13 protein-coding genes and 1 pseudogene are annotated in these 14348 nt (G+C 42.0%); 4 read left to right on the top strand and 10 right to left on the bottom strand.

From position 1 onward, the window contains the following. Positions 1 to 34: 34 nt before the first annotated feature. Positions 35 to 4510, bottom strand: a complete 4476-nt coding sequence (locus ABF638_RS32755) for a DUF4347 domain-containing protein (protein ID WP_435026994.1) — start codon at positions 4508 to 4510, stop codon at positions 35 to 37. A gap of 547 nt (positions 4511 to 5057) precedes the next feature. On the opposite strand from ABF638_RS32755, the gene ABF638_RS32750 reads away from it, so the two are divergent. After that, positions 5058 to 5261, top strand: coding sequence for a hypothetical protein (locus tag ABF638_RS32750; RefSeq protein WP_435026993.1), 204 nt, complete (start codon positions 5058 to 5060; stop codon positions 5259 to 5261). A gap of 180 nt (positions 5262 to 5441) precedes the next feature. Beyond that, positions 5442 to 6701 carry a glycoside hydrolase family 10 protein gene (locus tag ABF638_RS32745; protein ID WP_435026996.1) on the top strand — a complete coding sequence of 420 codons (1260 nt, stop codon included), beginning with the start codon at positions 5442 to 5444 and terminating at the stop codon, positions 6699 to 6701. An 85-nt stretch (positions 6702 to 6786) separates the two neighbouring features. On the opposite strand, the gene ABF638_RS32740 is transcribed toward ABF638_RS32745, so the two are convergent. The 7 genes and pseudogenes from ABF638_RS32740 to ABF638_RS32710 form a co-directional block, all read right to left on the bottom strand. Continuing rightward, complete coding sequence (locus ABF638_RS32740) at positions 6787 to 6978, bottom strand: DUF6887 family protein (RefSeq protein WP_435026992.1); 192 nt, start codon at positions 6976 to 6978, stop codon at positions 6787 to 6789. Continuing rightward, positions 6975 to 7151 (bottom strand): DUF6888 family protein, encoded by a 177-nt coding sequence (locus tag ABF638_RS32735; RefSeq protein WP_435026991.1) that lies wholly within the window; start codon positions 7149 to 7151, stop codon positions 6975 to 6977. The genes ABF638_RS32740 and ABF638_RS32735 overlap by 4 nt, the downstream gene beginning before the upstream one ends. Before the next feature lie 6 nt (positions 7152 to 7157). Next, the gene (locus ABF638_RS32730; RefSeq protein WP_435026990.1) at positions 7158 to 8639 is read right to left on the bottom strand and encodes a site-2 protease family protein; all 1482 of its coding nucleotides are present in this window, start codon (positions 8637 to 8639) and stop codon (positions 7158 to 7160) included. 372 nt (positions 8640 to 9011) lie between these two features. Next, positions 9012 to 10034, bottom strand: a complete 1023-nt coding sequence (locus ABF638_RS32725; RefSeq protein WP_435026995.1) for a spore photoproduct lyase family protein — start codon at positions 10032 to 10034, stop codon at positions 9012 to 9014. Positions 10035 to 10138: 104 nt separating this feature from the next. Then, positions 10139 to 10495: a hypothetical protein gene (locus ABF638_RS32720; protein WP_181930530.1), complete on the bottom strand. Its 357-nt coding sequence runs from the start codon at positions 10493 to 10495 to the stop codon at positions 10139 to 10141. A gap of 178 nt (positions 10496 to 10673) precedes the next feature. Then, positions 10674 to 10829: pseudogene (locus ABF638_RS32715) on the bottom strand (ISKra4 family transposase); the annotation flags it as partial. Between the two features lie 160 nt (positions 10830 to 10989). Continuing rightward, positions 10990 to 11295: a hypothetical protein gene (locus tag ABF638_RS32710; protein WP_435026989.1), complete on the bottom strand. Its 306-nt coding sequence runs from the start codon at positions 11293 to 11295 to the stop codon at positions 10990 to 10992. 282 nt (positions 11296 to 11577) lie between these two features. Between ABF638_RS32710 and ABF638_RS32705 the strand changes: the two genes are divergently transcribed. Continuing rightward, entirely contained in the window at positions 11578 to 12030 is a 453-nt protein-coding gene (locus ABF638_RS32705; protein ID WP_435026988.1) for a hypothetical protein, read from the top strand. Between the two features lie 19 nt (positions 12031 to 12049). Continuing rightward, positions 12050 to 12751, top strand: coding sequence for a DUF547 domain-containing protein (locus ABF638_RS32700; RefSeq protein WP_435026987.1), 702 nt, complete (start codon positions 12050 to 12052; stop codon positions 12749 to 12751). Here the strand turns inward: ABF638_RS32700 and ABF638_RS32695 are convergent. Together ABF638_RS32695 and ABF638_RS32690 are read right to left on the bottom strand one after the other, a co-directional pair. Next, on the bottom strand, positions 12736 to 13491 hold the full coding sequence (locus tag ABF638_RS32695) for a TIGR04283 family arsenosugar biosynthesis glycosyltransferase (RefSeq protein ID WP_435026986.1): 756 nt from the start codon (positions 13489 to 13491) through the stop codon (positions 12736 to 12738). The two genes, ABF638_RS32700 and ABF638_RS32695, sit on opposite strands and share 16 nt — an antisense overlap. A gap of 315 nt (positions 13492 to 13806) precedes the next feature. Beyond that, complete coding sequence (locus tag ABF638_RS32690; protein WP_435026985.1) at positions 13807 to 14256, bottom strand: rhodanese-like domain-containing protein; 450 nt, start codon at positions 14254 to 14256, stop codon at positions 13807 to 13809. Positions 14257 to 14348 lie beyond the last annotated feature (92 nt).

The following is a 14348-nucleotide window of genomic DNA, read 5'->3' as shown; positions in this document are numbered from 1 at the left end:
AGAGTTAGTGTAACTAGATATGTAAAGTTTTGTATTAGGATTCAACATTTCTGTAAGTAATGAAATTGCTAGTGTTTAAAGTTGATGCCGTAATTCCAGTTAACAAAGCAAGACTTTCGTTACCAGAAGTAATCTTAATCAAGGTATCATTACCACTCTGAGTAATAGACAAACCTGAGTAGAGTAAACCACCTGATAAAGCAATCAAATCTTCACTAATATTGAAGTCTTTGATAGTATCTCTACCTTCGTCTTGGGCAAGCACAAAGATATCATTCCCTGCACCACCTGTGAGATTATCAGTACCAATACCACCATAAATGTAATCGTTTCCGTCACCGCCAACAATTACATCATTACCAGCAAAGCCAAAAATCAGATCATCTGAGCTAGTTCCCTGTAATGGGTTATCAGCTTTGGACGTACCAGTGATAATGCTATTAACTTGGTTGCCACTTTTAATGTTGACGACATCAATATCGATAGGGTTGAGATTGTTATAATTGGCATCACCACTAACTGCTGCGCTAGTAATGATTTGGTAAGAAATATTGTCATCTGCAACACCATCATCAATACCTGTAACGGTGATGATTTGGGGCGTATTCCAGTTAGCTGCGGTAAATGTCACGCTAGAAACTAAGACAGTACCTTCACTTACCTTGGAACTACTCAAATTGAAGGTGACATCAGCAGTGGGTTGGCTAGTGAGTTGGATATTGAAGCTATCAGTGCCACCAGCTTCAGTCGTGATGAGTCCCTTGGTGGCAGAGATGCTGAAACCTGCTGTATCGTCGTTAGTAATCTTACCCAGAGCTTGGTTATCGCTAATACTGGCATTGGTGGGGTTGGTGAGATTAACAAAAAACTGCTCAGTTGATTCGTCAATGAAATCATTGAGAATCGGTATCGTGATTGTTTGAGAGGTAACTCCAGGGTTGAAAGTCAGAGTTCCTGTGAGTGGGGTGTAATCAACGCCAGCGATCGCAGTATCATTACTAGTGTTGTAATCAACTGTGATTACGTCATTGCTGGCATTAGAGAGTTTGACGGTAAAAACAAGATTGCCACTATCTTCCTTGCCGCTTTTATCTGCGATGGAGATGGTGGGTTGGGTGTCATCATTAACTATGGTAATTGTAGCTGGTGCGATCGCAACTGTTTGGTTAGGGTAATTCAGGTTAAGATTAATGGTTTCGTCAGCCTCAGTGACCTTATCGCCTACAACGTTTAATGTGATAGCCTTTGTTGTTTCCCCAGCGGCAAATTTTACAATCCCAGAGGAACTACCTGTGACACCTGCAACTTTAATGCTGTTGTAATCACTGCTAAAAGTTGCCGTGCCATTCAGAGCATAATTTACACTAGTCGCAACGCCAGTATCACCACTACGAGTAACAGTGAAAGTCACAGTTTGCGTACCACTATTACCTTCAGTCACAGTTTGAGTAGCAGTTGAAATGGCGTAATCTACATTAGCAGTAGGAGCAAAATTAGTATCCCCAATGTGATTTAACGCTTGACCAGCAAAGCTTCCAGGTGATGTGTTAGCAGCAGTACCTAATGTGAAATTCGGCACTGTGCCAGTAACTAAACTTGCTACCCAATCCGAGGCTGTTGAACCGATAGTGTCACCTGAACGCCCTACATATCCTGCTGTAAATGAGGTGTTAACAACTGTGGCATTTGTTGGAACTGAACCACCAGAACCTTTTTTAAACACAATCGAGCCGTATGCTTTGTCTGTGCTTCCCCCATCTAAAACCGAAACTGAATCCAGCACAGTCCAATTTGAGTACACAGTACCATCAGCAATACCATCGTTATTTGAGTCAATATCACTGGTCAGGGTGGGTGCAGTATTAGTTTGAATCAGAAAAAAGCTAACAGACGCACTTTCTATATCGGTTGTTGAACCGATGTGACCGATTGAACTTGAGGTTCCGTTGCCCCATCCGGCTCCACTTCCGGTATTAGTTATTACATTTGCACCAGGCTTGGCTACATAAGTACTGCCTTTTTGCAGAAGAACCAGCAACCCATTAGTACCAAACTGCTTACCAGACAAATCAAAAATATCTTGAACATTACCAGGATTAGTACCAGAATCACCCTCAATGCCAACTAAATAAGTTCCAGCTGCTAGAGTCGCAGCGAAAGTGCCACGCAGTTCGATATATTCTTTCGGGTTATCTGTACTTGGGGGGTCAAACAGAATTTCGTTGATGAGTGTCGGTTTAGAGAAATCATCATTAATGATGTCTACTTGAGCCGAACTGGTGCTAATTGTGGAACTTGTCGGCGCAGTTGTGAGATTAGGATTACTTAGAGTAACAATAATGCTTTCATCAAGTTCAACTGTATAGTCACCCAAAACATCGAGTGTAATTGTCTTTGTTGTTTCCCCAACTCCAAAGTTTAAAGTCCCCGATGAAGCAGTTCCTCCATTTGTAACTTGAATATTGTTATAGTCACTCTCTAAAATTGCTGTACCACTCAAGGCATAATCTACCGTACTCGCCACGCCAATACCACCACTGCGGGTGATGGTAAAGGTAGCAGATTGAGTACCGCTATTACCTTCAGTTAAAGGTGGGGTGGTGGTGGAAATTGCGTATTCAATGGAATCGTTAGCAGCAATATTCAGAGTAGTTTCAGTGATTGTCCCTGGAATAGCCCCCGTCAGTGTGCCGAAATTGAGTACAACCGTTTCGGCATTTTCAGGTAAATCGTCTGGTTTAATGCTAAAAGTTACTAGTTGGGTTAAATTTGAACCTGTTGCCCCAGCACTAAAAGTAAGACTAGCGGGTGAAAATGTGTAATCGTTGCCACTAGTAGCGGTGCTACTGTTGTTGATGACAATGGGAACTGTGACATCAATGTTGGGAATAGCGTCTAAGGTAACGGTAATAGTTACCTCAGTAGCAGTACTACCTTCTGTAGTGTTGTAGATAGCAGCACCAAAGTCAACTTTTGGGGGTACAGTAGTATTGTCTAGCACTGAAACGTTATTGGAGCTTGAGTTAGCCACTACTAAGTCCAAGTCGTTGTCTTTGTCAAAGTCCCCCACTGCTACGGAATTGGGATTGTTTTCCACGCCAAAATTGCTGGCAGTTCCAAAGTTACCAGCCCCATTGCCCAACAGCACTGAAATGTTGTTGGATAAATAGTTAGTCACAGCTAAATCAGATTTGCTGTCTTTGTCAAAGTCACCCACTATCAGGGAAATGGGATTGTTTCCGACGATAAAATTGGTGGCAGTCCCAAAGCTACCACTACCATTACCCAACAGAACTGAAACGTTGTTGGAGCCATAATTAGCTGTGGCTAAGTCAGAGTTACCGTCTTTGTTGAAGTCACCCACTACCAAGGAATTGGGATTGTTTCCCACGCCAAAATTGGTGGCAGCCCCAAAGCTACCATTGCCATTGCCCAACAAAACTGAAACGTTGTTGGAGCCATAATTAGCTGTGGCTAAGTCAAGGTTACCATCTTTGTTGAAGTCCTCCACTGCCACGGAAATGGGACTGGTTGATGCGTTGAATGTGATAGCAATATCAAAACCACCACTACCATTGCCCAATAACACTGAAACTTTGTTAGAGCCAAAGTTAGCTACCACTAAGTCAGAGTTGCCGTCTTTGTTGAAGTCTTCTACTGCCAAGTAACGGGGAGAGCTTTCCACGTTAAAGTTGCTGGCAACCCCAAAACTACCACTGCCATTGCCTAAAAGCAGTGAAACGCTGTTGGAGCTAGAGTTAGCTGTGGCTAAATCAAGGTTACCATCTTTGTTGAAATCTCCCACTGTCACAGAATTAGGACTGTTTCCGACGCCAAAGTTGGCGACAGCCCCAAAACCACCACTGCCATTGCCTAACAGCACTGAAACGTTGTTGGAGTCAAAGTTAGCCACAGCTAAGTCAAGGTTACCATCTTTGTCGAAGTCACCCACTGTCACGGAAGAGGGATTACTTCCAACACTAAAGTTGCTGGCAGTTGCAAACGATAAGGGTAAAATTGAGCGGTAAGCCTTTATTGTCTCTGGTGTCAAGGCTAAATCTGACTCAATGGAGCCAACCTTCACTTCTAAATCCCAGTCACCCCCCAATTCGGAATTCCCTGTGATGTCATCAGAAGCAGCCACATCTGCGCCTGTGATTTGGCTCAACTGTTGCACAAAAGTTTGATCGAAAGATGCCACGTTGCAACCATAAAGCAGAATGTCGGCATCCTCAGTTAAATAATTTCTCCATTGTTGCAACTGATTCGTATAGGAGTTCAAGTTGTTGGTATTGAGTTGGTTTGAACCTAGTTGCAAACTTCCGCTACTGCCGTGGGAGATAATTTGAACTGATTGGTATTTGCCACCCTGCAAAGCTTGAGTAATTTGTTCTACTCCATCTGTGGTGGAGTCAATGATTACTACACTAGTGTCTGGTTGGATGCCAGTAATCAAGCTTTGATATTCGATAACTGCTTGATCGATAAAGACAATATTTTGATTTGGCATTTGTAATTCCTCAATAAAATTATTTTGGTATTTAGAAGTTGTTTTTTCTTGTACTTACACGATGATTTTTGTTAGTAAGTTAAACTTAGAAACTCAAAGATTATGAATAAATGTAACCAGTACTAAACAGGAAGCGAATGCTTAAACATACGCTTCCATATCTCAATTCAATCGGTAATTGGAACCTGTTTTTATTGAGTTAAAATATAAAATTTAATTTGAGAACGCAGTAATCAATAAGTACGCAAGCCAGTACAAAGTTATGCTAAAAATATAATAGCTGCTATAGTATTATTACTTAATTAACTAAGAGGATGTTTGAAAAGCCCTCTTGTCGATAGTAATATGTTCTAGATACGCCTAAATCTACCGAAAAAGCTACGGTGTACACAAAAGCCTAAAAAAGCTCGATTTTCCTCCGTTTATCTCGTTTGTATGCAGAGCATGGGAATGGGTTATGAGGGGCTGCTGCCTCTAGTCAGACATTGAGTCAGAGACTCAATGAATGCATTCCCAGCCGGAGACTGGGAACAAGGAAAGTCTTATATTGAGATTTAGAGTTATTAGCGATCGCAGCATTCGTAGCATCATAGAGATTAACAAAAAATGTCTTGTTGGCTTGAAGTTTTCTATCACCTCTGATGCCAAAGCTAATAGTTTTCAGATTTCACCAGGATTGAAAATGATTGTTCCCATCCTAAAATTGTTATCAGAGTCAGAAACTTTCGCAGTGCGATCGCTCGTATTATAATTGACAATCACTGGCTGATAGCTGGGATTGGCAAGGGCAAGATTGACGATCCCCAGTCCACACTCTCTCTTTCATGTTTTCTGATGTATGCAGTTCATGACGATTGTTTTAGCGCTTACAATCGAAACGATCGCTATTTATGCTGATCGTTCATAATTTGATGATGTCTGTAACCAAATGATGAAAAGGTTTATAAAGTGGTGTGTTGAGTTTCCTTCTTGGTGGAATATTCGCCAAAGCAGAAAGTCGGGGTTATTTGTCGTTATGCTTACCTTGAGCGTGGTAGCTACGGCGATGCTATCGTTCCCTTTGAACGCTCAAATTAATCTGCCACCAACGCCCGCATCTGAGTTAAGGGGGGTGTGGTTAACAAATATTGATAGTGATGTGTTATTTGAGCGCGATCGCCTCAAGGGATCTTTGCAACGCCTTGATGAACTCAATTTTAACACCATATATCCAGCAGTTTGGAATTGGGGATATACATTGTATCCTAGCAAAGTTGCCCAAAAAGTTATCGGGCGATCGCTCGATCCCACACCCGGACTCCAAGGGCGAGATATTCTCAAAGAAATTGTTGATGTAGGACATCAAAAAGGGTTAACAGTGATTCCCTGGTTTGAATTTGGCTTCATGGCACCAGCAGATTCTCTATTAGCTAAAAATCGTCCTCAATGGCTCACCAGTAAGAGTGACGGGACGCGGATTATCAAAGAAGGCACACATAATCGTGTTTGGCTAAATCCCTTTCGCCCAGAAGTACAACAATTTATTCAAGATTTAATCGTTGAAATTGTCAGAAACTACAATATTGATGGCATTCAATTTGATGACCATTTTGGCTTACCATCAGAATTAGGATACGATGCTTATACGGTGGCGCTTTACAAAAAAGAACACCGTGGTAAAGCTCCTTCCAAAAACTCTAAAGATCCAGAATGGGTGCGCTGGAGAGCGAACAAAATCACCGACTTTATGAAACGGGTATTTACAGCTATTAAAGCTACTAAAAAAAATTGCCTGGTTTCCGTTGCACCTAATCCTCAACGTTTTTCCTACGAATACTTTTTAGCAGACTGGCAAAGGTGGGAACGGATGGGAATTGTTGAAGATTTGGTTTTGCAAATCTATCGTGATGATTTAAATGTTTTTGTGAAGGAATTAGAATACCCAGAAGTGAAAGCCGCCAAGAGCCATATTCCGGTGAGTATCGGCATTTTAGCTGGGTTGAAAAATCGGTCTGTACCGATGCAGCAGATTCAGACACAAGTGCAAAATGCACGCGATCGCAATTTTGCCGGAGTCTCCTTCTTTTTCTATGAAACCCTCTGGAACATGAGCAAAGAAAAGCCCCAAGAGCGTCAACTCGCCTTCCAGAAAATTTTCCCGACACCAACAACTTACCCAAATTTGCTAGCAGGTTGGAAACCGTTTAGTTAATTTTCAAAAGCAAGCTGTCGGTGAACCTTTGCTTAAATTAAGCGATGTGTTCACCGACAATCACCTAAGAATTTGTCATCGTCTTTTAACTAGCTTCCTGTCCAAACCGTCTCTGTAATTCAGCCTCTGCTTCCTCAATTGTCATCGGCATCTGTTTTGGAGATTGGGCACGTTTCCTATCAATGTAGATATGGAATGCTTCATCGTCGTTGCGATGCTCCAAAATATAAGCTCTTAGGTGATCTAAAGGCATTTGTTGAAAGTTAGGTTTTGTCATAACCAAAGAATTTCTCCACTTGGTGTTACCTCAGCTTCTATTGAATTGTTCGCCAAGATATAAACATTTTTGGTGCGCTCGTCCAATCTTACAAGGTCTATTCGTTTATAAACCCTGGTAAGTTGGGCGCACACCCGAATTGCGGATATTGCTTGTTTGGGTGTTGGCTCCATAGCGCACTATCCTATTCCCAAACGTCCAGCCAAGCCGGGAGTGAGGGGTAATAGGGTGGTAATCATCAAGAATAAAGCTAAAAGCCCCAAACCGGCTCTAGCATCATCGGGTTCAGTAATTTCATTCAAGCTGGGGCGTTCTTGATCTCGTTGCAAGAAGAAAATGACGATCGCCCAGTACATGGCAATCATATTACCAAGGGACACTAGCGCCAGTAAAATTAAAGTTGCGATCGTTGCCCGTCCTGCGGTTTTGCGTCCGTAAATCGCCTGAACAATCCGGCCACCATCTAGTTGTCCTGCGGGCATTAAGTTCAAAGCCGTGATAATTAACCCCAGCCAACCAATTATCACTAAAGGATGAACACTTACCAGGGATGACTGTAAAGCCGAACCAAGGACTACTCGCGCCAAACTTCCCACCAAAATGGACCCTTGGAAAAACTGATTGGGCAATTGAAATAAGCTACCTGGGTGGGAAAGCAGCAAGCCTGTCACTAGCATTAACAAAGAAACGATACCACCTGCGGCTGGCCCTGCTAAGGCGATATCAAATAATACCTTGCGGTTGGGCAACAAAGATTCAAAGCGGGTAATTGCACCAAAAGAGCCAATTTGCACTGCGGGTAGAAAGAAAGGCCAGCTAAGGCGGATTTGGTGACGCCGAGCAAGTAACCAATGACCAATTTCGTGAGCTACTAAAATCGAAAATATTCCAGCACCGATGGGCAAAGCTTCTTGAAACCGCGCTGGATTGCCAAAGAAATCAAAATTCAGCAGTAATCCCGCAGCTTCTAAATTCGTGGCAATAGTTGCTACCAACAGAATACCTGCAAAGACTTTTTGCGATAACTGAAGCGGACGGGGATCATTGCGGCTCGGCAGGACAATCACTACTGGTCTGCCATCTGTATTTTCCACTAAAAACAGGCGATATTGATCACCAAGGCGTTGCCGTAAACTTGCCGTTAGACGGTTGTGAGTCTCTTCTGGTTCTCCCCGCAAATTGCCTTTGAAAATGGCTCCGTCTTGGTAGGCGATGGTTTCTGTGGCAAAAAACGTATCGATACCGAAAATACCTTTAATTGCATTCAAGTCATCTTCCGGTATTGGCGGAATCTCCGCTTTTTGTTCTGCTGCTGTTGGTTGTGGGGAATTTGCTTCAATTGAGGAAGCAGCAGCAAGCCTTTCTGTTGCGCGTTGCTTAAGGATGTCATCTTGCCCAGCTGCGCGTAATTGTTTGCCCAAGTAGATGTACAATCCAGCGGAAGTAACTATTAAGAACAATATACCCGCTATGTTGACGTAAATCCCTGCGGCAAACAATCCAAAAAATAGAAGCCAGGGAGTCATCAACACCACCGACTGTAACCAGGCTAAGATTCCCAGCTTACCAAAAGGTCTGGCGCGATAAAAGCCCCAGCCCAAAATGCCTAAAGCTAACAGTAGGATTGCCGCCAGGATAGAAGTTTCTGATAAAGTAAACATCTCCAAACCTTTGCTATTGAGACTAAGCCAGAACAAGTCCGGTATTGCAGATACACTTATTAATGTATAACGCCGCCTGTAATCTGCCCAAATTATGCAGCTTTTAGTGGGCGTAGCCAAACCCAGGCGAAGGGTAAAAAATTTCGTAGTCAGGACTTTAGTCCTGGATTTTTAAGCACTGAAGTGCTTACTACGAACTCATCAAAACTTTTGGGACAGACCACTAGGTTTTAAGGGTAAGACACCATTTATAGTTACGGCTTTAGCCGTAACCCACGAGCTTTTGAGCAACCTGAAAAGAGAGCGATCGCAATGATCGCTCTCTTGCCCAATAATTAATTTGCTCAAACTGTATTTGAGCGAAGTGATCTTCTAAGTCCAATAAAGAATTTCAGCATTTGGAAAGCGCCTACTAATCTCACTCTCAAAAAAGCAACGCAACGCCTTCATTATGTCCTTACCGTAAACGTACTTCGTCCCACCAAACTTATTACGCTTGATACTGCGTTTTGCCTCATCCATCTCTAATTTTGATTGCGGATACCAAGTTTGTAAAACTTCTTTTGACCCAGGTGTAAACCGATGCGAGATGAGTTCAAAGGTAAGGTTACAGTCAAAATCCAGTGCCTCGTTTATCTGGTCAAATAAATAACTATAGTGCATCTGCCAATCGTTTATCGGCATAATTGGCGCGATCACCAAGCCTACTGGATAACCGCCACCGCCACGCTCTTGTGGTAGCGCTAAACGTCGCAATGCATCCAGTCTGGATGCTATGGATGCTGTGCCACCTTCAAGTTTGCCAGAAATCGGTGCAGCATTAACGCTCATTCGACAGCGAGTATGTCCATTGTGTGGTAAGTCGAGTAATCCATCCACAGCATCAAACTTCGATACCCAACGTAGATATGCATTGGGACGAGTGCCAAAATAACGGATACATTCAGCAAGACTTCCAGTTAAATGCTCAATACCCAATGGGTCTGTGTAACAGCTAACTTCATAACTCGTGGTTTCTCCCTGTTGCTCATAGTTAGCTAAGTTCTCTAATATCTGCGGTAAGTTAGCAAAAACGCGGATGACAGGTGGCCCCGACAAGCTGCCTGCTAGGTAGCAGTATTGACAATGAGCAGGACAACCTTCGGCAAGGTGAAACTGCCAATCCGCAGAAGGTGGGATAGGACTCAGTTTAAAAGAACTGGGTGGTGCAGTAACTACCGCTAAGGTACGCTTGGCGATGTTGTAAGTATCCCGCTCAGATTCACCGCGCAGTCCCTTCAGGCGGTTCTGTGATAGTTCTTCTATTGGTAAGTTGAGTGACTGCACACGTGCAAGAATCTGCTGCCCCCAATCCTCATCTAGGGCAGCAGGTGTAAACAGTACCCGTTCAGGTATCCACAACTTTGGCGATCTTGTTTGTGTATCTGATCCTGAAACCTGGTCTGTAATTGTATTCAGCAATATAGTTCTCCATTATGAAAGTTTGCTGACTTCTGCAATTAATTTTCAAGGACTTGCTTAAGTCGTCGCTCTAACAAATCAAGATCCAAAGTGCCTTCATCACGGCTAATTCGTCGCACAGTCGAATTAACATTACCTAGATTTACCAATAAATCTTGAAGAATTTCTTGCTGCTGACGGGCTTGAGTAACCTCGCGTGGTTCCTGTACTAAATCACGGACGATGGTATCTTCAGCGCGAGAGGCGATAATTGGATCGCTTTGCCCTTGAATGTGAACAAAGGTTCGTCGTCCAGGGCCTCGCTCCTCTTCTATTGGTATAACTGCTGTTACTTGGTCAGAACGCACATATTTGCCAAATCCCAAATGGACTAGCTCTGATGAGAGTATTTTCATATAGAAGCGTAATTTTTAAGTCTTACTTATATTGTAAAATCTATAAAAGTGACTTAAAGCCATAGACTATAGGGGTTATACCCAATTGAAAGTAGTAGTTTCCTTGCCCAATTGAACCTTGATATCTCTATGTCAATCACACTATATTTACCAGCTTTCGGGCTTGTTCTGGGGTTTCACTAAGCTCATCCGCTTGGAAGTACATATAATTTACCAATCGACGTCGGTGTTTACGTAGATAGTTGATGAACTGCGTTGCCGCCACATATTTACAGTTGTTAAGTTTGATGATTGCTGGTTCTACCTGTCCGTGCCAAAGTTCGGCTTCAATTTTTTAGCGATCGCAGAACTTTTAGGTCCACTGCTAATAAGCCTGACAGTCCATCAGTTCTGTATTTCTGCAACCACCTTGTCACAGTTGAGATATCTTTCGCCAAGCGTTTTCCAATTTTTTACGCAAAAAACGAATAATCTTGAAGTTGGCATTACAAAGCTTAAAAGTCAACATCAGCCAGCATATTACAGACGGCATCCGCAACTTTGAGCTTTTTCGTTGGTGGTACACAGAACATGGTTGCTGGTGATGGGGTAGTGAGTAAGGAAATCTGGGGATGGGGGAAGTAGCGTAGGCGCAGCCCGTTGTAGACATCGCTCTTAAAGCAAAGCGTAGCCAATTGATTTTCTCTCTTACTGCCGAAAGTTCTGCTGATGTGGACTAGTGCAGTGATGGGGTAGGATGTGGGTGGGAAATCTGGCACGGAGATTTGGTTTAGTAGCTCTGTTAAACTGATGTACACCATCTTTAAAATAAGTTTTCTGCATTAATGTCTGTAACAAAACCCCATTTCTCTACTGCTGTATGTTTCTTGAGATACGACAAATCCCTCTTAAGTCATAGATGCATTATGTGCTGTGATAGAGGATTTTTTACTCCTACATGAGTACTCTGTTTAAATTAGACAAAAAAATTGCAAGAGAAATCATAATTTTTCTGCTTTCTAGCTAATTTCCAGTGTATTTTGTTTCAAAAGATACAATTTTTCAGATCATATTGGTAGTAGCTAAATAATCTTAGAATCACGATGGCAAATATGGATAACATAAAGGAAGTTGATAGTACTAAAAATAAATTGGGTCAGCAGGAAATAGGGGATGAAACTGATATAGATTCATCATCTAACGAACTGATACAGACAAATAAAACAATTAATATAGATGGTCAGCGTCCAGTCGATCCAAGTAATATTGAAATTAAAGAAATAATTAATATAGATGGTGAGCGACCAATTGGGAAAAATGAAACCGATTATGATAAAACAATTAATATAGATGGTCAACGCCCAATCGGGAAGAGCGCTTTTCAAGAACGTGAGATGCTAAATGTAGACGGTAAGCGTCCAATTGACCCTAGCGATTTAGAGGTTGAAGCTGTTATTGACATAGACGGTCAACGTCCGATCGCTAAAAGTAATTTTCTATCTTCAGATACTCTAGAGATAGACGGTAGTCGCCCAATAGGTTCAAATAACAGCTAACACATCAACTAGGGCGAGAATGATTGATTTTGAACCTTGGGACAGATTGTTGCGTCAGTATGTTGATCAGCAGGGGCGTGTAGACTATGTAGCTTGGAAAAAAGAGCAACCCCAAGCAATTGCAGATTGGTTAGCCAGCCAAAAAAATCTGGCTTTTAAATCCAATAGCAATAATCTCGAACAATTAGCATTGTGGATCAACCTCTACAATGCGTTCACCATTTCGACAATTTTGGAGAGATACCCGATAGAATCGATTCGTCCGCGAATTTTAGGGATTCCCAACTGGCTAGCTTTTTTGTGGTTCTTCCAACGTCGCGCTTATTATATGTTTGGGGAAAGTTATAGTTTAGCTAAAATTGAGAACTCTATTCTACGGGACAAATTGCAGGAGCCACGAATTCATTTTGCGATAGTCTGTGCTTCGGTTGGTTGTCCTTTACTACGTTCGGGAGCCTACTTTGGGTCGCAAGTTAGTCAGCAATTAGATGAAGATGCACGTCGTTTCATAAATAACCCTGAAAAAGTCCGTTATGACATTGAGAGCAAAACACTTTACTGCAATAAAATCTTGAAGTGGTATCGTCAAGATTTTTTAAAGGTTGCACCCTCCGTTCCCGAATACATTCGCTCTTACTTGAAAACAGACTATCCCCTTAATGCCTCAACGCGGATATCCTATCTTCACTATGACTGGAGCTTAAATCAGCGAATATCTTGATAAAACTGTTTAAGATAATTTGCATTAACGCCAATCCCCCACAAAAAGCCAATATAAAGGTAAATTGCAGTTGCTTTGAAGCTACCCCATTTGGCTACGCGACGATCTGAGGAATGAACAATCCGATTTACCAGATAGATACGTCCTTTTTTAACTAATTTTAGACATAAATCTCCATCCTCCATAATTGGCAATGCCTCATCAAATCCGCCACAATCCCAAAAATCAGTCCGACGACAGAACATTACTTGATCTCCAAACAACAGACGCAATCCTCGGAAAAATAGGTGAGGCTTAAATAACAGTGGTGCGTAATAGGTTTTTAAATAATTATGTAGAGAGATACCCCAACGAGTTGTTTGAGATCCTGACATCAGAGAAATGAACCCGCCACAGGCAACGGTAGGTTCTGCCAGAGTCTTGTTGATGACGGTAATTAGATCATCTGGAACCCAAGTATCTGCATGAAGAAAGCAAATAATATCTCCAGTTGCTGCTAATGCTCCATAATTCATCTGAAGAGAACGCCCTGGTTGTTGAGATAAAAGAAATTGTACATTCAAAGTTTGATTAAATGACTCAAAAATTCGCTTTGCAACTGTCACCGTCTGATCTTGGCTGCCACCATCTACCACTATCACCTCGTCAGGAGGAGGATTAAGTAAAGTCAGTTGGCGCAATGTCCGCCCTAAGTTAGTTGCTTCATTTAAAGTAGGAATGATAATAGAAACTTGAGACATATCGATTTAATGGTTTTATCGATGACTTACGCAAAAAATCTCTCAAACTCTTATTACTTCTCTGCGAGACGCTGCGCGAACGCGTCTCGTCAGAGAAGCGCAAACGTGGTTCGTTTTTTCATAATTTTGCGTAAGTCCTAATCATGTTAAATACAAAAAATAGAGATTGCGAGAAAACGGTAAAATTCAACTTTAACAAACTTTAGGGGTTTAAGTCTCTTGCCTAATGACGGCAGGGCGAATTGAACGCCTAAATCTAAATCCCCGTCATAAAACGTAATTGCGAATGGGCGAAAAAGCGAATTGCGAATTGGTTTAATGCTCCAGAGCATGGTAACGAGCTTTTAGCAGTTTTCCCCAGATTGCATTGTAAGGATGTACAAACTGTGTAGGTTGATTGTGTCTAAAAATAAGCCTTCCTTCATTTGCCCACTGAAAAATCCCACCGCTCAAGTTATAAATGCACTTCATCCCAGTTTTATTAAGCTGCTGGGCTAATTTAGCGCTACGGTAGCCAACGGAACAGTACACGACAATTGGGTTGTTTTTTGGCGCTGTAGAAAGTACTGCTAAGTCAGGTATAAGAGGATCTATCTGTGTTGCTGTTTCGATATGGCTCACCGCATATTCTGTTTGACTTCGTGCATCTAGCACTAATGGCCATGGCTTTCCAGAATCTAATAGCAATTGAGCGAATTCCTTGCTTGTAATTTCCTCAACATTAGGAAACTTCAATCTAATCAGAAGTTTAATAAACTTAAACATAAGTGATTGCACTTATAAAAATACGCTTTCGTTTTTATACAGAAATGTTGAATCCTAATACAAAACTTTACATATCTAGTTACACTAACTCT

Origin of the sequence: Nostoc sp. CALU 1950 (assembly GCF_051172895.1) — a bacterium.
Classification (GTDB): Bacteria; Cyanobacteriota; Cyanobacteriia; order Cyanobacteriales; family Nostocaceae; genus Nostoc; species Nostoc edaphicum_A.
The sequence above is the reverse complement of the archived record's forward strand: the minus strand, read 5'-3'. Positions and strand labels throughout refer to the sequence as shown.